19 protein-coding genes are annotated in these 19,542 nt (G+C 66.2%); 15 read left to right on the top strand and 4 right to left on the bottom strand.

Going from position 1 to position 19,542, the window contains the following annotated elements; genetic code table 11:
* Positions 1–189 precede the first annotated feature (189 nt).
* Positions 190–3,090, bottom strand: coding sequence for an aminotransferase (locus P5705_RS11450; RefSeq protein ID WP_277460975.1), 2,901 nt, complete (start codon positions 3,088–3,090; stop codon positions 190–192).
* Positions 3,091–3,356: 266 nt separating this feature from the next.
* Between P5705_RS11450 and P5705_RS11445 the strand changes: the two genes are divergently transcribed.
* From P5705_RS11445 to P5705_RS11385, 13 genes are all read left to right on the top strand, one after another.
* On the top strand, positions 3,357–4,115 hold the full coding sequence (locus P5705_RS11445) for a WbqC family protein (RefSeq protein WP_277460974.1): 759 nt from the start codon (positions 3,357–3,359) through the stop codon (positions 4,113–4,115).
* Positions 4,099–4,821 (top strand): class I SAM-dependent methyltransferase, encoded by a 723-nt coding sequence (locus P5705_RS11440; RefSeq protein ID WP_277460973.1) that lies wholly within the window; start codon positions 4,099–4,101, stop codon positions 4,819–4,821. The genes P5705_RS11445 and P5705_RS11440 overlap by 17 nt, the downstream gene beginning before the upstream one ends.
* Complete coding sequence (locus P5705_RS11435; RefSeq protein ID WP_277460972.1) at positions 4,821–5,672, top strand: NAD-dependent epimerase/dehydratase family protein; 852 nt, start codon at positions 4,821–4,823, stop codon at positions 5,670–5,672. The genes P5705_RS11440 and P5705_RS11435 overlap by 1 nt, the downstream gene beginning before the upstream one ends.
* Entirely contained in the window at positions 5,669–6,652 is a 984-nt protein-coding gene (locus P5705_RS11430; RefSeq protein WP_277460971.1) for an ATP-grasp domain-containing protein, read from the top strand. The genes P5705_RS11435 and P5705_RS11430 overlap by 4 nt, the downstream gene beginning before the upstream one ends.
* Complete coding sequence (locus P5705_RS11425) at positions 6,633–7,352, top strand: metallophosphoesterase family protein (RefSeq protein ID WP_277460969.1); 720 nt, start codon at positions 6,633–6,635, stop codon at positions 7,350–7,352. Before P5705_RS11430 ends, P5705_RS11425 begins: the two co-directional genes overlap by 20 nt.
* On the top strand, positions 7,349–8,494 hold the full coding sequence (gene rffA / locus P5705_RS11420) for a dTDP-4-amino-4,6-dideoxygalactose transaminase (RefSeq protein ID WP_277460968.1): 1,146 nt from the start codon (positions 7,349–7,351) through the stop codon (positions 8,492–8,494). Before P5705_RS11425 ends, rffA begins: the two co-directional genes overlap by 4 nt.
* Before the next feature lie 62 nt (positions 8,495–8,556).
* A complete protein-coding gene (gene rfbB, locus P5705_RS11415) occupies positions 8,557–9,642 on the top strand; it encodes a dTDP-glucose 4,6-dehydratase (RefSeq protein ID WP_277460967.1) in 1,086 nt (361 codons plus the stop codon).
* Positions 9,639–10,514 (top strand): glucose-1-phosphate thymidylyltransferase RfbA, encoded by an 876-nt coding sequence (gene rfbA / locus P5705_RS11410; RefSeq protein ID WP_277460966.1) that lies wholly within the window; start codon positions 9,639–9,641, stop codon positions 10,512–10,514. Before rfbB ends, rfbA begins: the two co-directional genes overlap by 4 nt.
* Positions 10,511–11,056 carry a dTDP-4-dehydrorhamnose 3,5-epimerase gene (rfbC, locus tag P5705_RS11405; RefSeq protein ID WP_277460964.1) on the top strand — a complete coding sequence of 182 codons (546 nt, stop codon included), beginning with the start codon at positions 10,511–10,513 and terminating at the stop codon, positions 11,054–11,056. Before rfbA ends, rfbC begins: the two co-directional genes overlap by 4 nt.
* Entirely contained in the window at positions 11,053–11,913 is an 861-nt protein-coding gene (gene rfbD / locus P5705_RS11400; RefSeq protein WP_277460963.1) for a dTDP-4-dehydrorhamnose reductase, read from the top strand. Before rfbC ends, rfbD begins: the two co-directional genes overlap by 4 nt.
* A 39-nt stretch (positions 11,914–11,952) precedes the next feature.
* Positions 11,953–13,767: a sensor histidine kinase gene (locus P5705_RS11395; RefSeq protein ID WP_277460961.1), complete on the top strand. Its 1,815-nt coding sequence runs from the start codon at positions 11,953–11,955 to the stop codon at positions 13,765–13,767.
* Entirely contained in the window at positions 13,764–15,176 is a 1,413-nt protein-coding gene (locus P5705_RS11390) for a sigma-54-dependent transcriptional regulator (protein WP_277460960.1), read from the top strand. The genes P5705_RS11395 and P5705_RS11390 overlap by 4 nt, the downstream gene beginning before the upstream one ends.
* Positions 15,173–15,628: a YiiD C-terminal domain-containing protein gene (locus tag P5705_RS11385; RefSeq protein WP_277460959.1), complete on the top strand. Its 456-nt coding sequence runs from the start codon at positions 15,173–15,175 to the stop codon at positions 15,626–15,628. The genes P5705_RS11390 and P5705_RS11385 overlap by 4 nt, the downstream gene beginning before the upstream one ends.
* A 115-nt stretch (positions 15,629–15,743) precedes the next feature.
* Here P5705_RS11385 and cysQ read toward each other — a convergent pair whose 3' ends face one another.
* Positions 15,744–16,577: a 3'(2'),5'-bisphosphate nucleotidase CysQ gene (cysQ, locus tag P5705_RS11380; RefSeq protein ID WP_277460958.1), complete on the bottom strand. Its 834-nt coding sequence runs from the start codon at positions 16,575–16,577 to the stop codon at positions 15,744–15,746.
* A complete protein-coding gene (gene nudE / locus P5705_RS11375) occupies positions 16,574–17,140 on the bottom strand; it encodes an ADP compounds hydrolase NudE (RefSeq protein WP_277460957.1) in 567 nt (188 codons plus the stop codon). Before nudE ends, cysQ begins: the two co-directional genes overlap by 4 nt.
* Before the next feature lie 64 nt (positions 17,141–17,204).
* On the opposite strand from nudE, the gene yrfG reads away from it, so the two are divergent.
* Entirely contained in the window at positions 17,205–17,867 is a 663-nt protein-coding gene (yrfG, locus tag P5705_RS11370; protein WP_277460956.1) for a GMP/IMP nucleotidase, read from the top strand.
* 108 nt (positions 17,868–17,975) lie between these two features.
* On the opposite strand, the gene lysM is transcribed toward yrfG, so the two are convergent.
* Complete coding sequence (lysM, locus tag P5705_RS11365; RefSeq protein WP_277460954.1) at positions 17,976–18,416, bottom strand: peptidoglycan-binding protein LysM; 441 nt, start codon at positions 18,414–18,416, stop codon at positions 17,976–17,978.
* A gap of 174 nt (positions 18,417–18,590) precedes the next feature.
* Here lysM and fdhD point away from each other — a divergent pair, with 174 nt between their 5' ends.
* Positions 18,591–19,418: a formate dehydrogenase accessory sulfurtransferase FdhD gene (gene fdhD, locus P5705_RS11360; RefSeq protein ID WP_277460953.1), complete on the top strand. Its 828-nt coding sequence runs from the start codon at positions 18,591–18,593 to the stop codon at positions 19,416–19,418.
* Positions 19,419–19,542: the final 124 nt, after the last annotated feature.

Genomic DNA, 19,542 nt, shown 5'->3' with positions numbered 1-19,542 from the left:
TCGCGGCACAAGGCCGCTCCTACAGGTCGAACGCTATCCCTGTAGGAGCGGCCTTGTGCCGCGAAAGGACCGCAAAGCGGTCCCGACTGCTTTATGACGAACACTTATATCCGATAAATATCGACTTTTAAAGCAAGCCAAGAGACCGTTTTTGCATAAGCCGTCATTTCAAATCGATAAGAATCGATTTTATAAGCCCTCACCCAGAATCCGCTCCACACTGTCGACAAAGTAGTCCACGCTCGCCCGTGTGGTGCACATCGGCGGCTTGATCTTGAGAATGTTCAGGTAGTCGCCGGTCGGCTGCATGAAGATCCCCAGCTCACGCAGGCGGTCGCACAGGATCATCGTCTCCTCGGTGGCCGGCTCCAGGGTCTGGCGATCGCGCACCAGCTCCAGCCCCAGGTAGAAGCCCGAGCCATGGGCGGCACCAGCAAGCGGATATTTGTCGACCAGCGCCTCGAGGCGCGCCTTGAAGTGGCGCCCCACGTCTCGGGCGTTGTCCCACAGCCCTTCGTCGCGCATCACATCCAGCACCGCCATGCCGATACGGCAGCTGACCGGGCTGCCCCCTGCGGACGAGAAGAAGTAGCCCTCGGCTTCCAGCGCCTCGGCGATCTCCCGCCGGGTGATCACCGCCCCCAGCGGCTGGCCGTTGCCCATGCCCTTGGCCATGGTGATGATGTCCGGCACCACGCCCTGCTCCTCGAAACCCCAGAAGTACTCGCCCAGGCGGCCATAGCCGACCTGCACCTCGTCGGCGATGCACACCCCGCCGCGTTGGCGCACCTTGGCGTAGGCCTCGCGCAGGTAGCCCGCCGGCAGTGAGATGCCGCCGGCGTTGCCATACACCGGCTCGCAGATCATGCCCGCCAGCTGGCGGCCACGGGCATCCAGGTCGGCCAGCTTCGCATCGACGTCGCGCAAGTAGTCGGCGGCGCTGTCGGCCCCCCGGAAGCGACCACGGAAGGTATTCGGCGCCTCCACCGGGTGGACCCAGTCCGGCCGGGTTTCCAGGGCCTGGGGGTTGTCGGCGATAGAGGTGGAGATGGCATCGGTGGCCACCGACCAGCCGTGGTAGGCCTCGAGCACGCTGAGCAGGTCGCGCCCGCCGCTGTAGGCCCAGGCCAGGCGGATCGCCAGGTCGTTGGCCTCGGTGCCGCTGTTGACCAGGAACACCCGGTCGAAGCCTTCCGGCGCCACGTCCAGCAAGCGCTCGGAAAACTCGGCGATGGCGGCGTAGTGGAAGCGCGAGTTGGTATTGAGCAGCGACCACTGGCGCGCCGACTCGGCGACCATGCGCGGATGACCATGGCCCAGCACGGCGACGTTGTTGAGCATGTCCAGGTACGAGCGGCCCTGCATGTCGATCAGGTAGTTGCGCCAGCCACGCTCGATATGTGGCGGCTGGGCGTAGTAGTGCTTCTGCGAACGGGCGAAGCTGGCGTCACGCCGGGCCAGCAGCGCCTGCGGGTCGGCCAGTGGCTCGGCGTCGCAGTCGAAGCCGAGCAGTACCCGTGGCGAAGGGCACAGGGCCAGCCAGGCATCGGCGTGGGAGGGTTTGGCGAAGAACGGCGGCTGCGCCTCTCCCTCCAGGCACAACTGCACACTGAGGAAACCGCAGGTGGCGCCCAGCACCTGGCCCTTCTCCAGCACCTGGCCATCCGCCGGAGCCTCCTCCAAGCCGTTGAGCCACAGTTGCCAGTTCGCCGTGCGCAAGCAGCCGCGGTTATCGCCGCCGCGCTGCCAGACGCCCGCCTCGGGGGCCTGCAGCACGGTGCCGGGGAACAGGTTGAGTTCCACCCCCAATGCGCAAGTGGCAGGCTCATCGGGTCGATCGATGTGGGTCTGCGACAGTCGATACTGACCGTGCAGGCTGCTGGAAGGCGCCGGCTGCGCGACCAGCAGGCGCTGGTCGAACCCTGGCTGCTCCCAGTTGCCGAACTCGCAGTGCGGGCTGAGCACCCCGAGATCGACACGGCTGACCGCCTGCCCCGCCAAGGCCGGCAACAGCGCCAGGCTGCCACTGAAATCAGGTGCCTCGGGCACCCTGCCCGCCGCTTGCAGGATCGCAGCCTCCATCAGCGCCACCGGCACCGCGCAGGCGGTATCGAAGATTTCCCACTCATGGGCGATGTTGTCGAGCACGTACTGGTTGCCGGGGTCGACGACCAGCTGCTGCTCGCTGCTGAGCACCAGCACCGCCGCGCGATTGAGCACCAGGGGCCACAGCGCGCGCAGCTCGGCGTCCTCGAGCGGGTTCAGCGCCTGGTAGGCGGCAATCGCCGGGAGAATCCGCAATGGGTCGCCTTCGGCGTGGTGCAGCAGCGCCGCACAAGTCACCGACAGATCGGCGACGCGCCAGGTGCGGCAGAGGTCGCCGAAATCGATGACCCCTTGCAATTGCCACTGCCGCTGGTCGTCACGACGCCAGACCGTGTTGTCATCGGTGATGTCCAGGTGCACGGCCTGAACCGGCAACAGGTCGACCAAAGGCTGAAGGCGCTCGGCCGCCTGTCGGGTGACCCGCTCGACCTGCTGGCGCCGCGCACCAGCTTCAAGGGCCGGCAACAAGTGTTCGATCAGGGCCTGGGCATGCCGAGGATCCCACTGCAAGGTGCGCTCCAGGCCCGGATGGTCGAAACCGGCCAGGGCCTGGTCGACCCGGGCACAGAGCGCGCCCAGCTCAGCCACCAGCCGTGCAGGCAGGTGCTCGAGGCGGGTCAGCGGCTGGCCTTCGATGTAGTCGAGCAACCGGGCACGCAATGGCTGGCCCTGAATGTCCAGCGCCAGCAGCGTGTCACCGGAAACGGCCGGCCGCACGGCCGGGACGGGGATGCCTTCGTTGCGCAGGAACGCCAACGCCGCGTGCTGCGCCTGCAGCTCCGATTCGGCGTAGCTGCCATGGCAGACCTTGAACACGAAGCGGCCCTGATCACTGTCCAGCCAGAAGTTCACGTCCTGCTGGCTACCGAGGGGCACCAACGCGCCATGCAGGCCGTAGTAGGCCTGCACAGCCTGCTGGGCCTGCGCTTCGGAAACCACGGGACGGGACTGGCTGGAGCGGTGGAGCAGGGTGTGCAACGGCATGGTGTGAACCTCGGCCTCTTTTTTGCTTATATCGCCATTACCACTGCCCGGAAGCAAGAGGGACGATCCGGCCCGCCAGGCAACCGGACTCCGGTATCGCCCAGCAAAACCACGGCGCAGAGCGCCCCGCATCGCCCCCAGGCCAACAGGAAGCAACCCGATATGTCCGACGATCAGCTGGCTATTCCCCGGCGCCTTGACGCCAACTCCAGGCCGAATGCTCCATTCGCGTCAGAAGTACGTCGCGCCAGCTTGGGCGTGCGCCCATGAAGCGGGTCGCCATCCTGCAGTCGAACTACATCCCCTGGAAGGGCTATTTCGACCTGATCGCCGCCGTGGACGAATTCATCCTCTACGACGACATGCAGTACACCAAGAACGACTGGCGCAACCGCAACCAGATCAAGACGCCCAAGGGTGTCGAGTGGCTGACGGTGCCCGCCGGCCAGGATATCGACCGGCGCATTCGCGATGTCGAGCTGCGCGACAGCCGTTGGCAGGTCAAGCACTGGAAGACCCTGGAAGCCAACTACGCCAAGGCTCCCTGCTTTGCCGAAATCGCCCGCTGGCTCAAGCCCCTGTACCTGGAGCAGACGCACGGCAACCTCAGCGCGCTCAACCAGGCCTTGCTGCAAGCGGTCTGCGACTATCTTGGCATCACCACGCGCATCAGCCGCTCCTGGGACTACCGGCTCGGCGAAGGCAAGACCGAGCGCCTGGTCGACCTGTGCCGGCAGGCCGGCGCCGGCGAATACCTGTCGGGCCCTGCCGCGCGTGACTACCTCGATGAACGCCAGTTCGACGCCGAAGGCATCGCCGTCACCTGGTTCGACTATCGCGGCTACCCCGAGTACCCACAGCTGTGGGGCGCGTTCGCCCATGGCGTGAGCATCCTCGACCTGCTGTTCAACTGCGGCCGGGAAGCCCCGCGCTACATGAAGCACGTGCTCCCGCCCGCCTCCGTATCCACCGCGCCAGAGCGCGCCGAAACCGACCTGCGAGCCCCCCATGACCAACACGCTTGATAGCTACATCGGCGCCTACAGCGATCGCTTCGGCTACGCCTTCGACAACGACATCATCCTCAACTGGTACCCCCAGCGGATCATGCAGCTGTGCCACGCGCAGGACTCGATCCTCGAGCTGGGTGTCGGCCATGGCTTCTCCACCAACCGCTTCTCGCAGTTCTTCGCCTCGCACACCGTCATCGACGGCTCGGCCTCGGTCATCGCGCAGTTTCGCGAGCAGTTCCCCGATAGCCCCGTGGACATCGTCGAGGGCTATTTCGAGCACTTCGACAGCCCGCGCACCTTCGACCTGATCGTCATGGGCTTCGTCCTCGAGCACGTGGACGATCCGCAGGCCGTGCTGCAGCGCTTCCGCCGCTTCCTCGCGCCCGGTGGCCGCCTGTTCGTGCTGGTGCCCAACGGCGAGTCGCTGCACCGCCGCTTCGGCCATGCCGCCGGCCTGCTGGGGAACATGATGAGCCTCGGCCAGGGCGACCTGGAGCTGGGCCACCAGCGTGTCTATTCGCTGGACAGCCTGACCCGCGAGCTGACCGACGCCGGCTACCAGGTCACCCGCAAGGAGGGCGTGTTCCTCAAGCCGTTCATGACCTCGCAGCTGGTCAAGCTTGAACTCAGTGAACAGATCACCGGCGCCATGTGCACTGTCGGCATCGACTACCCGGAGCTCAGCTGCGCGCTGATGCTCGAAGCGACGGCCAACTGATGCGCAGCCTGGTGATCGGCAGCACCTCGACCCTCGGCCAGGCCCTGGGCCAGGCCTTGGCGCAGCTGGGCGAGGTGCGCTTCGCCGGGCGCCGCGAGGCGGACATACCGTTCGACCTGAGCGATTGGCAAACACCTGCGCAGGTCAACGAACGCTTCGAGCTGGTCGTGCTGGCCGCCGCCGATTTCGGTGGCCCGAGCGCGGACGACCTGGTGCGCGCGGAACTGGTCAACAGCGTCGGCACCCTCGCCGCCTGCCGCCTGGCCCAGCACTGTGGCGCGCGCCAGGTGATCCTGCTGTCGTCGTTGTCAGCGCTGTACCTACCAGGCGACCGCTACTACGGCGCCTATAGCCTGTCCAAGCGCCACGCCGAGGAAGTCGCGGCGCTGTTCTGTGCCCAGCAAGGCCTTGAACTCACCGTGCTACGCCTGTCGCAGGTTTATGACAGCCAGGCCCGCTGCCGACGCCACCAACCCCTGCTGTACGCCATTGCCGACAACGCCCGCGCGGGCCAGGCCCAGCCGTTCCATGGCACGCTCGACGCCCGGCGCAACTACCTGCACCTCGACGACCTGGGTGAAATCTGCACCCGCGTCGCCGCCCAGCGTGTCACCGGCACCTTCACCTGCGCCCATCCCGACGACCTGCGCCTGTCACAGATCGCCCGGGCGGCCTTCGAGGTGTTCGCCACGCCTGAACGCATCAGCTTCGACGCCAGCAAGCCAGACCTCCCGGACCTGCCCATGGCCAGTGGCTGCGAAACGCTCTATCAACGCATCGGCTACTGGCCGGCCACCGATCTGCACACGGGCCTGACCCGCCTCAAGCAACACCAGGAGAAACACCGATGAGCACCATTCTGGTCACCGGCGTCGGCGCGATCATGGGCTACGGGCTGCTCAAGTCGCTGCGCGCCGCCGCCCCCGACGCCATACTGGTGGGCACCGACATCTACGCCGACGCCGTCGGCCAGGCCTGGTGCGATCACTTCCTGCAAGCACCGCTGACCGCCGCGCCGGAGTATTCGGCCTGGCTGCTGGACGTGATCGAGCGCTATCAGGTCGACCTGCTGATTCCGGGAATCGAGCAGGATGTGCACTGGCTCGACGCGCACCGTGCCCTGCTCGCCGACAGCCGCTGCCGCGTGGTGGTCAACGACGCCCGGTTGATCGAGCTGACCCGCGACAAGTACGCCATGGACCAGGCCCTGCTGGCGGTCGAGGACGACAGTCGCATCCCCAGCCACCTGACCGGCGACTTTGCCTCGCTGAGCGCCGAGCTCGGCCTGCCGTTCCTGCTCAAGCCTCGCCGCAGCTACGCCTCCAAAGGCCTGGTGTGGGTGCGCGAGGAGCGTGACTTCACACCCTGGGCGCCCTTGCTCGGCGAGGTGCTGATGGCCCAGCCGATCATCGGCAGCGCCAACCAGGAATACACCGTGGCCGTGTTCGGCGATGGCAATGGCAATGGCGCAGCCTGTGCCTCGATCACCTTCCAGCGCAGCCTGGCCTCGGACGGTTCCACCGCCAAGGCCTGGGTGCGCCACGAGCCGACCCTGGACGCCGTGGTAGCCCGACTGTGCCGCCACTTCAAGCCGGTCGGCCCGACCAACCTGCAGTTCCGGCGCGCGGCGGACGGTACCTGGAAGCTGTTGGAGATCAACCCACGCATCTCCTCCACCAGTTCCATCCGCACTGCGTTCGGCTACAACGAGGCGGCCATGTGCCTGGCCTGGTACCTGAAAGGCGAAACGCCCGCGCAGCCGGCCATCCGCCCGGGCTTCGCCGTGCGCTACATCGAGGACTACGTGGTTCATGATCGGGATCATTTCTGATATCCACGGCAACCATGCCGCGCTGTCCGCCGTGCTCGCCGAGCTCGACCGGCTGGGCGTGGACGAAATCATCTGCCTGGGCGACACCGCCGGCTACTACAGCGAGATCAACGCCTGCTGCGACGCCCTGCGCGCGCGTGGCATCTTCTCGCTGCTGGGCAACCACGATGCCTACATCGCCCGCCGTGAGCCCTGCCCGCGCTCGAACAGCGCCAACGCCTGCCTCGACTACCAGCACAAGGTGATCAGCGCGGCGAACCGCGCCTGGCTCGAAAGCCTGCCCGAACGCGCCAGCCTGCATGGCCTGGAGCTGATCCATGGCGGCTGGAACGACCCGCTCGATGAATACCTGGAGCCCTCCGACGCCTACTTCGCCGAGCGCCCGGGGCGCTTCTTCGCGTCCGGACACAGCCATGTGCAGTACCTCTGGCACGGCAACGGCAAGACCTGGTGCAACCCCGGCTCCGTGGGCCAACCACGCGACGGCGACCCGCGCGCGGCGTTCGCCACCTGGGACGGCCAGGCCTTCACCCTGCATCGCATCGCCTACGACATTGCAGCCGCCCAGCGCGCCATGGCCCAGGCCGGCTTCACCGACTACTTCTACGACAACCTTGCCAAGGGCACCCAGATCGGCGGCCGCATCAGTGCGATCCGCAGCGACCAGACGCCCCTCGCCCCCGCAGGAAACCGCCCATGAGCCTCGACCAGATCCCTTTCAATCGCCCGCACATGACCGGCAAGGAGTTCCACTACATCGCCGAGGCCAACTTCGGCCACATGCTCGCCGGTGACGGCCCCTTCACCAAGCGCTGCCATGCCTGGCTCGAAGAGCGTACCGGGTGCGGCAAGGCCCTGCTGACCCACTCCTGCACCGCGGCGCTGGAAATGTCCGCGTTGCTGCTCGACCTGCAGCCGGGCGATGAAGTGATCATGCCGTCCTACACCTTCGTCTCCACCGCCAACGCGTTCGTCCTGCGCGGTGCGATACCGGTGTTCGTCGATATTCGCGAAGACACCCTCAACCTCGACGAAACACTGATCGAGGCGGCGATCACCCCGCGCACCAAAGCCATCGCGGTGGTCCACTACGCGGGTGTGGCCTGCGAGATGGACACCATCATGGCCATCGCCCGCAAGCATGGCCTGCGGGTCGTCGAGGACGCCGCCCAAGGCGTGATGTCGAGCTACAAGGGCCGTGCCCTGGGCAGCATCGGCGACCTGGGGGCGTTCAGCTTCCATGAAACCAAGAACGTGATCTCTGGCGAGGGGGGCGCGCTGCTGGTCAACGACCCGGAATTGGTCCTGCGCGCCGAGATCATCCGCGAGAAAGGCACCGACCGCAGCCGCTTCTTCCGTGGCCAGGTGGACAAGTACACCTGGCAGGAAGTGGGCTCCTCGTTCCTGCCGGGCGAGCTGATCGCCGCCTTCCTCTGGGCCCAGCTGCAAGAAGCCCGTACCATCACCGACCAGCGCCTGGCCAGCTGGTACCACTATCACGACACCCTGGCCGAGCTCGAGGCCCAAGGCCTGCTGCGACGCCCGATCGTGCCCGCCGACTGCCAGCACAACGCGCACATGTACCATGTGCTGCTGGCGCCGGGCGTGGACCGCCAGGCGGTGATCAGGACCCTGCGCGCCGAAGAGATCTACGCCGTGTTCCACTACGTGCCGCTACACTCGTCGCCAGCAGGCGAGCGCTACGGCCGTGTGCACGGTTCGATGCAGCAGACCGACAGCCTGTCCGAGCGCCTGGTGCGCCTGCCGTTGTGGTGCGGGCTCGCGCCTGCCCAGCAGGACCGCGTGGTCGACACCCTTGGCCGGGCGTTGACGCGCCGTTGAGCCTGGCCGACGGCAGCACCACGCCACACCTCTTAAATCGACTAGCTGCAGGGACACAACACATGCGCATTCTCGTCACTGGCGGCGCCGGCTTCATAGGGTCGGCACTGGTCCGCCACCTGATCGACAACACCGAGCACGAAGTACTCAACCTCGACAAGCTGACCTACGCGGGCAACCTGGAGTCGCTGCAAGGCATCGCCAGCAACAGCCGCTATGAGTTCGTCCAGGCCGACATCGCCGACCAGGCCACGGTCAGCGCCCTGCTCGAACGCTTCCAGCCACAGGCCATCATGCACCTGGCCGCCGAGTCCCACGTCGACCGCTCCATCGACGGCCCGGCCGCGTTCATCCACACCAACATCGTCGGCACCTATGCCCTGCTGGAAGCCACCCGTGCCTGGTGGAACGGCCTGCCCGCCGACGCTCGCGCGGCGTTCCGCTTCCACCACATCTCCACCGACGAGGTATACGGCGACCTGCACGGCGCCGACGACCTGTTCACCGAGACCACCCCCTACGCACCGAGCTCACCCTACTCGGCCAGCAAGGCGGCCTCGGACCATCTGGTACGCGCCTGGCATCGCACCTACGGCCTGCCGGTGCTGATCACCAACTGCTCGAACAACTACGGCCCGTATCACTTCCCCGAGAAGCTGATCCCGCTGATGATCCTCAACGCCCTGGCCGGCAAGCCATTGCCCGTCTATGGCAACGGCCAGCAGGTTCGCGACTGGCTGTACGTCGAGGATCACGCCCGCGCCCTGCTGACGGTGGTGACCACCGGCAAGATCGGCGAAACCTACAACATCGGCGGCCACAACGAGCAGAAGAACCTCGACGTGGTGCACACCCTCTGCGACTTGCTCGAAGAGCTCGCCCCCGACCGCCGCCCGGCCGGCGTGGCCCGCTACGTCGACCTGGTCACCTTCGTCCAGGACCGCCCCGGCCACGACCTGCGCTACGCCATCGACGCCAGCAAGATCGAACACGAGCTAGGCTGGAAACCGGATGAAACTTTCTTCACAGGGCTGCGCAAGACCGTCCAGTGGTACCTCGCTAACCTAGACTGGTGCAAACACGTTCAGGATGGCAGCTACCAGGGCGAGCGTCTGGGCAACTCCGACTTCAAGGACCTGATCGCATGACTAAAGGTATTGTCCTGGCCGGTGGATCCGGCACCCGCCTGCACCCGATCACCCTCGGTGTGTCGAAGCAACTGCTGCCGATCTACGACAAGCCGATGATCTACTACCCGATCTCGGTGCTGATGCTGGCCGGGATCCGCGACATCCTGCTGATCTCGACGCCCCGTGACCTGCCGCAGTACCGCCAGCTGTTCGGCGACGGCAGCCAGTTCGGTGTCAACATCAGCTACGCCGAACAGCCCTCGCCGGACGGCCTGGCCCAGGCGTTCCTGATCGGCGAGCAGTTCATCGGCGATGATTCGGTGTGCCTGATCCTCGGCGACAACATCTTCCATGGCCAAGGTTTCGGCGAACAATTGCAGCGAGCGGTCAAGCACCCCTCCGGCGCCACCGTATTCGGCTACTGGGTCAAGGACCCGGAGCGTTTCGGCGTGGTCGAGTACGACGCGCAGGGCCGTGCGTTGTCGATCGAGGAAAAGCCCGCGCAGCCGAAATCCAGCTACGCCGTGACCGGCCTGTATTTCTACGACAACGATGTGGTGAAGATCGCCAAGGATATTCGTCCTTCCGCCCGTGGCGAGCTGGAGATCACCGACGTCAACAATGCCTACCTCAAGCGTGGCGACCTGCGTGTCGAGCGCTTCGGCCGCGGCTTCGCCTGGCTCGACACCGGGACCCACGAAAGCCTGCTGGAAGCGGCGCAGTACGTGCAGACCATCGAGAATCGCCAAGGCCTGAAAGTGGCCTGCCTTGAGGAAATCGCCTTCCAGAAAGGATGGATCGACCGCGACAGCCTTCTGGCCAAGGCAGCGGAGTTGAAAAAGACAGGATATGGCCAGTACTTGCAAAAGTTGGCTGAAGAGACCCCATGAATATCGTCAAGACCGCCATACCCGAAGTCCTGATCATCGAGCCGAAAGTGTTCGGTGATGACCGCGGCTTCTTCTTCGAAAGCTTCAATGCCCGCGAGTTCGCCGAAAAAGCCGGCTTCGAGGCAGCGTTCGTGCAGGACAACCACTCACGCTCGCAACGCGGCGTGCTGCGCGGCCTGCACTACCAGATCGACAACCCGCAGGGGAAACTGGTGCGGGTGGTCCAGGGCGAAGTGCTCGACGTGGCCGTGGACATCCGGCGCAGCTCGAAGACCTTCGGCAAGTGGGTCGCCACGCGCCTTAGCGCCAAGGATCACACGCAGTTCTGGATCCCGCCGGGGTTTGCCCATGGGTTCCTGGTGCTGAGCGAAACGGCCGACTTCCTGTACAAGACGACCGATTACTACAACCCCAAGGCCGAGCGCTGCATCCGCTGGGATGACCCTGAGCTGGCAATCGAATGGGGGCTCGAGGCCGAACCGATCCTGTCGGCCAAGGACCAGGCCGGCGCGTTGTTGCGCGATGCCGAGCTGTTCCCATGAAGATTCTCGTCTGTGGCCACAACGGCCAGGTCGCCCAAGCCCTGCAAGGCGCGCTGGACGGCCTGGGCGAGGTGCTGGCGCTTGGCCGCGACCGGCTCGACCTCGCCCGGCCGGAAGCCTTGCGCGACCCGCTGCGCCAGCTGAAACCCGACCTGATCATCAACGCCGCCGCCCACACGGCAGTCGACCAGGCCGAAAGCGAACCAGAGCTGGCCTTTGCCATCAACGCCGAAGCCCCGCGCGTGCTCGCCGAAGAGGCCGCGCGTCTTGAAGTGCCGCTGATCCACTATTCCACCGACTATGTGTTCGATGGCGCCAAGGCCACGCCTTACAACGAGGATGACGCGACCAATCCCCTGGGGATCTACGGCAGCAGCAAGCTGGCCGGCGAACAAGCGATTGCCGCGGTCGGCGGCCAGCACCTGATCCTACGCACCAGCTGGGTCTACTCGCTGCATGGCCGTAATTTCCTGCTGACCATGCACAAGCTGCTGCAGGAGCGACCACAGCTGAAGGTGGTGGACGACCAGGTCGGTGCCCCCACCTGGGCCGCCACCATCGCCGCCAGCACCCGTGCGCTGGTCGAACGTTGGCGGCAAGGCCAGGCTGGAGCCTGGGGCACCTACCACCTGACCGCCCAGGGCGAGACCTCCTGGTTCGGCTTCGCCCAGGCCATCGGCGAACAGCTCAAGGCACGGGGCCTGCCCTGCGCCGAACTGCTGCCGATCCCTTCCAGCGAGTACCCGACGCCGGCCAAGCGCCCGCTCAATTCGCGCCTGGACTGCTCGCGCCTGGCCCGGGAATGGCAGGTCAGCCAACCGCATTGGCATGAAGCGCTGATCGACTGCCTGAAGTAGCGCATAATTGCGCCAGACTTTTCTGGCGCAATGATCGCGATGATTCCAAGACCTACGCCTCCACGCCGCCCCCGCTGGCGCAGCCTGGCGCTGCTGGCCCTGTGCCTGGCGCCACTGCTGTGGCCGCTGCACCACCTCGCCGAACGCTACTACCAGGACGAACTGGCCTCGCAGAACCGCCAGACCCTCGACCTCTACGTGGCCAACCTGCTCGGCACCCTGCACCGCTACGAGACCCTGCCGCAGATCCTCGGCGACCTGCCGGCCCTGCGTGGCGTGCTGGCCGACCCGTTCAAGCTCGAGGCGGTGACCAACGCCAACCGCCTGCTCAAGGACATCACCCACCAGACCGGCGCCGAAGTGATGTACCTGATGGACGTCAGCGGCAACACCCTGGCCGCCTCCAACTGGGACAAGCCTGACAGCTTCCTCGGCCGCAACTTCTCTTTCCGCCCCTACTTCATCGAGGCGATGGAGGGCCACCTGGGGCGCTTCTTCGGCCAGGGCACCACCTCGGCCAAGCGCGGCTACTTCTTCGCCGCGGCGGTGCGCGACCGCGAGCGGGTGATCGGCGTGCTGGTGGTCAAGGTCGACCTCGACCACACCGAAACCCTCTGGGGCCGCACCCCCGAGCAGTTGCTGCTGACCGACCAGAACGGCGTGGTGGTGCTGACCTCCCGCCCGGACTGGCGCTTCCGCGCCACCCGCGAGCTGACCGAAGCCGAGCGCCAGGCGATCATCGCCATCCAGCCCTACCCGACCCAGGCCCCACAGCCACTGACCCTCGACCAGGCCGCCTGGCTGATCCAGACCCGCGACATCAAGGAAACCGGCTGGCAGGTCAGCATCCTCGCGCCGCGCACGCTGGTCGACCGCTCGGTGCAGACCGTCATGGCCATCGGCGGCGCCGCGCTGCTGGTGGCCATGCTCCTGGCCGGCCTGGTGATGCAACGCCGCCGCCACTACATCGACCGCATCGACTTCGAGGCCCGTGCCCGCCAGGAGCTGGAAAAGCGCGTGATCGAACGCACCGCCGACCTCGAAGGCCTCAACACCCGGCTGAAAAGCGCGGTGCTGGAGCGCGAGAACACCCAGCAGGAGCTGGTGCGCGCCCAGGACGAGCTGGTCCAGGCCGGCAAGCTGTCGGTGCTGGGCACCATGTCGGCAAGCATCAGCCACGAACTCAACCAGCCGCTGGCGGCGATCCGCAGCTACGCCGAAAACGCCGAGATCCTCCTCGATCATCAACGTTCCGAGGACGTGCGCAGCAACCTCAAGCTGATCGGTGAACTGACCGGTCGCATGGCCTCGATCATCGCCCACCTGCGCGCCTTTGCCCGCCGCGACCGCCACGCCCCGGAAAGCGTGGCCCTGCAACCGGCGCTGGACGACGCCCTGGCGCTGCTGGCCAAGCGCCGCCGGGCCATGGCCGTGGAGCTGGTGCGTGACCTGCCGGAAGCCACCCTGTGGGTGCAGGCGGGCGAAACACGCCTGCGCCAGGTACTGGGCAACCTGCTGGCCAACGCCCTCGACGCCCTGACCGAGAAAGCCAATCCGCGCAAGCTCTGGTTGAGTGCCGAACGGCAGGACGACTGCGTCTACCTGTACATCCGCGACAACGGCCCCGGTTTCAGCCGCCAGGCGCTGGAGCACGCCAAGGAGCCGTTCTTCACCACCAAGACCCGCACCCAGGGCCTGGGGCTGGGGCTGGCCATCTGCGAAAGCCTGATGCGCGCCCTGGGCGGCGAACTGCTGCTGGCCAACCACCCGGAAGGCGGCGCCCTGCTGACCCTGCAACTGCGCGTGGCCAAGCCCGGCGCCAACCTGCAATCTTCGGAGGACACCTCGGCATGACCACCGAGACACTGATCGACAGCCGTGCCCAGGTGATCCTGGTCGATGACGACCCGCACCTGCGCCAGGCCCTGAGCCAGACCCTCGACCTGGCCGGGCTCAAGGTCGTGCCACTGGCCGATGCCCAAGGCCTGGCCGCACGCATCGAAGCCGACTGGCCGGGCGTGGTGGTCAGCGATATCCGCATGCCCGGCATCGATGGCCTGCAATTGCTGGAACAACTGCACGCCCGCGACAGTGAGCTACCGGTGCTGCTGATCACCGGCCACGGCGACGTGCCGCTGGCCGTGCAGGCCATGCGCGCCGGCGCCTACGACTTCCTCGAGAAACCCTTCGCCACCGACGCCCTGCTCGACAGCGTACGCCGCGCCCTGGCCCTGCGCCGCCTGGTGCTGGACAACCGCAGCCTGCGCCTGGCGTTGAGCGACCGCCAGCAACTGGCCACGCGCCTGGTTGGCCAGTCGCCGGGCATGCAGCGTCTGCGCGAGCAGATCGGCGCCCTCGCCGGGACCCGGGCCGATGTACTGATCCTCGGTGAGACCGGCGCCGGTAAAGAGGTGGTAGCTCGCGCCTTGCATGATCTTTCCAGTCGCCGTGACGGGCCGTTCGTGGCGATCAACGCTGGCGCCCTGGCCGAGTCGGTGGTCGAGAGCGAGTTGTTCGGCCATGAGCCCGGTGCCTTCACCGGCGCGCAGAAGCGCCGTATCGGCAAGTTCGAGTTCGCCAATGGCGGCACTCTGTTCCTCGACGAGATCGAGAGCATGAGCCTGGACGTGCAGGTCAAGCTGCTGCGTCTGCTGCAGGAGCGCGTGGTCGAACGCCTGGGTGGCAATCAGCTGATCCCGCTGGATATCCGCATCATCGCCGCAACCAAGGAAGACCTGCGCCAGGCCGCCGACCAAGGGCGCTTCCGCGCCGACCTTTACTACCGCCTGAATGTCGCGCCGCTGCGGATTCCAGCCCTGCGTGAACGGGGCGACGACATTCTCGTCCTGTTCCAGCATTTCGCCGATGCCGCCAGCGAGCGTCATGGCCTGCCGCCGCACACCCTGCAACCGGCCCAACGCGCCCTGCTGCTGCGCCACGACTGGCCGGGCAACGTGCGCGAGCTGCAGAATGCCGCCGAACGCTTCGCCCTCGGCCTGGAACTGGCCCTGGATGGCCAGGCGCCTGCCAGCGCCCATGACGTTCAAGGCCCTGTATCGACCGGCAACCTCAGCGAACAGGTCGAGCATTTCGAGCGTTCGCTGATCGCCGCCGAACTGACCCAGCCCCACGGTTCGATGCGCAGCCTCGCCGAAGCGCTCGGTATCCCGCGCAAGACCTTGCACGACAAGCTGCGCAAGCACGGCCTGAGCTTCGACGGCGGCAGCAGCGGGCACGACGACCAGGAGGACAACCGTCCATGAGCACCGATAGCCAATACCTTCAATCCGTGCTGCACGGCGATATTCCGTTGACCCGCGAGATGGGCATGGAAGTCATCGACTGGCAGGGCCACTGCCTGCGCCTGAAGCTGCCACTGGCGCCCAACGTCAACCACAAGAGCACCATGTTCGGCGGCAGCCTGTACTGCGGCGCGGTGCTTGCAGGTTGGGGCTGGCTGCACTTGCGTCTGCGTGAGCTGGGGGTCGATGACGGGCATATCGTCATCCAGGAAGGGCAGATCAGCTATCCGCTGCCGGTCACCGGCGCGGCGGTGGCGAGTTGCCCGGCGCCGGACGACAAGACCTGGGAGCGGTTCCTGACGATGTACCAGCGCCGAGGGCGGGCGCGGCTGACGCTGGAGACGATGGTGTGCAACGAGGGTAGCGCCGAGCCTGCGGTAAAGTTCAGCGGGCAGTACGTGCTGCATCGCTGACGCCTTGGGGCTGCTGCGCAGCCCATCGCGGGTAAACCCGCTCCTACAGGTTCAGCGATATCCCTGTAGGAGCGGGTTTACCCGCGATGGGCCGCAAAGCGGCCTCCCGACGCGTTCAATCGTTGATCACGCTGGCCAACCGGACAAGCGCCGCACGCCAACCGGCAGCACGGGGCAAGGCCAGGAAAAACGGATTGAGCAGCGACTCCCGCGCCGGATACTGAAACGGCAACCCCTCCAACCCGATCACCTCGCCCCCGGCCCCCTCCAGCACACCTTGCGCAGCCGCCGTATCCCACTGCGAAGTCGGCGCCAGCCGCGGATAGCAATCGGCGCTCCCTTCCGCCAGCAGGCAGAACTTCAACGAGCTGCCAATATTGGCCAGCTCCAGCTCACCCACCGCCCCACCCAACCCGGCCAGCAGCGCCTCCTGCTGCGGGCTGGAATGACGGCGGCTGGCGACGACCGTGAAGTTCTTCCCGGGGGGCGGCACATCGCGCACCTGGATCGACTGCGCTGCGCCATCACGCTCGGCACGCCAGGCCCCCAGTTCGCGCCCACCGAAATAACAGCGCCCGTTGGTCGGCATCGCCACCACCCCGAACACCACCTCGCCACGTTCGATCAATGCGATGTTGACGGTGAACTCCTCACTGCCGGCGATGAATTCCTTGGTACCGTCCAGCGGATCGACCAGCCACCAGCGTTGCCAGCTTTCACGGGTCGCCAGCGGGATGTCGCAGTCTTCTTCGGACAACACAGGGATCTCAGGCGCCAGCGCCAGCAGTCCATCGGCAATCACCCGGTGCGCCGCCAGGTCGGCAGCGGTCACCGGCGAGTCGTCGGCCTTGTTGCTCACCGCCACGTCGGCGCGCCAGAACGGCAGAATTGCCTCGCCCGCCCGCAAGGCAAGTTGCACCACGCCCTGCATCAGCTGCCGATCGTTCATACGCTCAACACCCCGCGCTGGATCAGCAGGTCACGGGCCAGGTACAGCGCCGCCAGCGCGCGACCTTCGCTGAACTGCGGGTGCATGGCCAGGGCCGAGAGCTCACGCAGGTTGACCTTGTCGACACGCATCGGCTCCGGCTCGTCGCCCTCCAGACGCTCTTCGTACAAGTCCGTGGCCAACACCACCTGGATCTTCTGGCTCATGTAGCCGGGCGACAGCGACAGCTCGGTCAGGTGCTCCAGCTGGCGCGCGCCGAAACCGGCCTCTTCCTTGAGCTCCCGGTCAGCGGCGGCCAGCACGTCCTCGCCTGGCTCGATCAGGCCCTTGGGCAGCGAAAGTTCGTATTCGTCGGTACCACCGCAGTACTCCTCGACCAACACTGCGTGTTCCGAGTCGAGCATGGCCACGACCATCACCGCGCCGTAGCCATTGCCACGACCGACCAGGCGCTCGTAGGTGCGTTCAGTGCCATTGGAGAAACGCAACTGCACGGCTTCGACCCGGAACAGGCGGCTGCTGGCGACGATTTCGCGGCTGAGGACGGTGGGTTTCTGGCGCATGGTGCGGCTCCTTGGCGTGAACGGGTTACTATACCGTGGCTTGCCGACTGATCGAGAGTTTCCCATGCCTGTTCTTCCCTGGTCCGCCATCGACACCGTCCTGCTGGACATGGACGGCACCCTGCTCGACCTGCACTACGACAACCGTTTCTGGCTGGAGCACCTGCCCCAGCGCTATGCCGAGCTGCACGGCGTGAGCCGGGCCATGGCCGAGCTGGAGTTGCGCCCACTGTTCGAGCAGCATGCCGGCACGCTCAACTGGTACTGCCTGGATTTCTGGAGCCGCGAGCTGCGCCTGCCGATCCGCGAACTGAAACAGGAGATCGCCGACCTGATCGCCCTGAAGCCGGATGCCGACACCTTCCTCGCGGCCGTGCGCAAGGCGGGCAAGCGGGTGGTGATGATCACCAATGCCCACCGCGACTCGCTGTCGCTGAAACTGGAGCGGGTAGAGCTGGCACCGTATTTCGAACGGCTGATCAGCTCGCATGACTATGGGTATCCGAAGGAGAGCCCGCAGTTCTGGGAGGCGTTGCAGGCGGACATAGGCTTCGAGCCGGCGCGCAGCCTGTTCATCGACGACACCCTGGCGATTCTGCGCAGCGCCCGGCGGTTCGGGGTGGGGCACCTGCTGGCGGTGCGCCAGCCGGATAGCCGGGCTGAACCGCGGGACACCCAGGAGTTTGCGGCGGTCGAGGATTACCGGGCCTTGCTGGAAGGGTTGTAACGACGCATTCACCCCGTAGGAGCGGCTTCAGCCGCGATCACCCGCGAAGCGGGTGCCGGGCACCGCGATGCCCGCATCGCGGCTGAAGCCGCTCCTACAGGTGCCCCCTCAGTCCGGAATACGCAGCACCTGCCCCGGATAGATCTTGTCCGGATGCTTGAGCATCGGCTTGTTCGCCTCGAAGATCTTGTTGTACTTGTTGGCGTCGCCATACACCTTCTTGGAGATGGCGCTGAGGGTGTCGCCCTTTTCCACCGTGACGAACCGCGCCGCCTGGGCAATGGGCCCAGTGACGGTGATCTGGTCGTCCACCGAGGCAACGCCGGCGATATTGCCGGCAGCCAGGATGATCTTCTCCTTCTCCTCCTGGCTGGCAACCTCACCCTTGAGGATGACCTTGTCACCCTCTACTGTGGCCGAAATGTTCGGGTTGCCCAGGCCAACGCTCTCGACGTGTTTCTTCAACTGTTCCTCGGCATTGGCATTACCCGGCGTCAGCAGGTCGATCAACTTCTCGCCGGCTTCCTTCACGAAACTGAACAGGCTCATGTGGCGCTCCTTTGATGGTGAATCCATGGAAGCAGCAGTCTAGGCCAGGATCGACCACCTCGCCCCCCTGCGACTGATCGACGCGCTCTATCACGGCATAGATGCTAGCGATTAGACGGCACTTGCCCACCGGCCTAGGCTGGGAGGGTCAAACTGCCGCCGGTATTCGCTCCGATGAACAGCAAGCCCCCGGTCTGCGCGGCGTCCACGCCTTTGGCCCTCCCCGCCGCCAGCAACACCTACGACTATGTGCAACTCTCCGATGCCGCGCATGACACCACGCCGCTGGCCGAGGAAGTGGCCCTGGCCATCGTCTACAACGGCCTGAACCAGGCGGTGATGCTGGTCAGCCCCACCGACCTGGAAGACTTCGCCGTGGGTTTCAGCGTGGGCAGCGGCATCGTCGCCAGCACCGATGAAATCTATGACGTGAAGCTGTCCGGCAGCGGCTCGGCGCTGTATGCCGACCTGGAAATTTCCAGCCGTGCCTTCTGGAACCTGAAGAACCAGCGTCGCCAACTGGCCGGTACCAGCGGTTGCGGCCTGTGCGGCGTCGAGGCCCTGGAGCAGGCGCTGCCCGAGCTCGACGTGCTGCCCGGCGCGCCCCTGCCGCCCGCGCACTGGCTCAAGGACCTGCGCCAGCGCATCGATGCCTTCCAGCCGTTGGGCCAGCATTGCGGCGCGGTGCACGCGGCGCTGTTCATGGACCACGACGGCCAGCTGCTGCTGGGCCGCGAGGACATCGGCCGGCACAACGCCCTGGACAAGCTGATCGGCGCCCTGCTGCGCCAGCGCATCGACACCACCGGCGGCCTGGCCATCGTCACCAGCCGCTGCAGCCTGGAACTGATCCAGAAAGTCCTGCGCGCCGGCATCCAGACCCTGGTCAGCCTCTCCGCGCCCACGGGCCTTGCCCTGCAATGGGCGCGCAAGCACAACCTCAACCTCATCCATCTGCCCAAACACAGCGCACCGCGGGTGTTCAGCCCAGCGGCGGAGTAGCAACAGCCGTGACCTCCTACGAAAAACTGCCAGACAACGCCCCCGCCTCTTCCCCCCGCTACAAACCCTACCCCGGCCCCGCCGGCGGTTGGGGCGCGCTGCGCAGCGTGGCCAAGGCCTGGGG

The sequence above is a fragment of the Pseudomonas entomophila genome, assembly GCF_029478665.1.
Classification (GTDB): domain Bacteria; phylum Pseudomonadota; class Gammaproteobacteria; order Pseudomonadales; family Pseudomonadaceae; genus Aquipseudomonas; species Aquipseudomonas entomophila_F.
The sequence above is the reverse complement of the archived record's forward strand: the minus strand, read 5'-3'. Positions and strand labels throughout refer to the sequence as shown.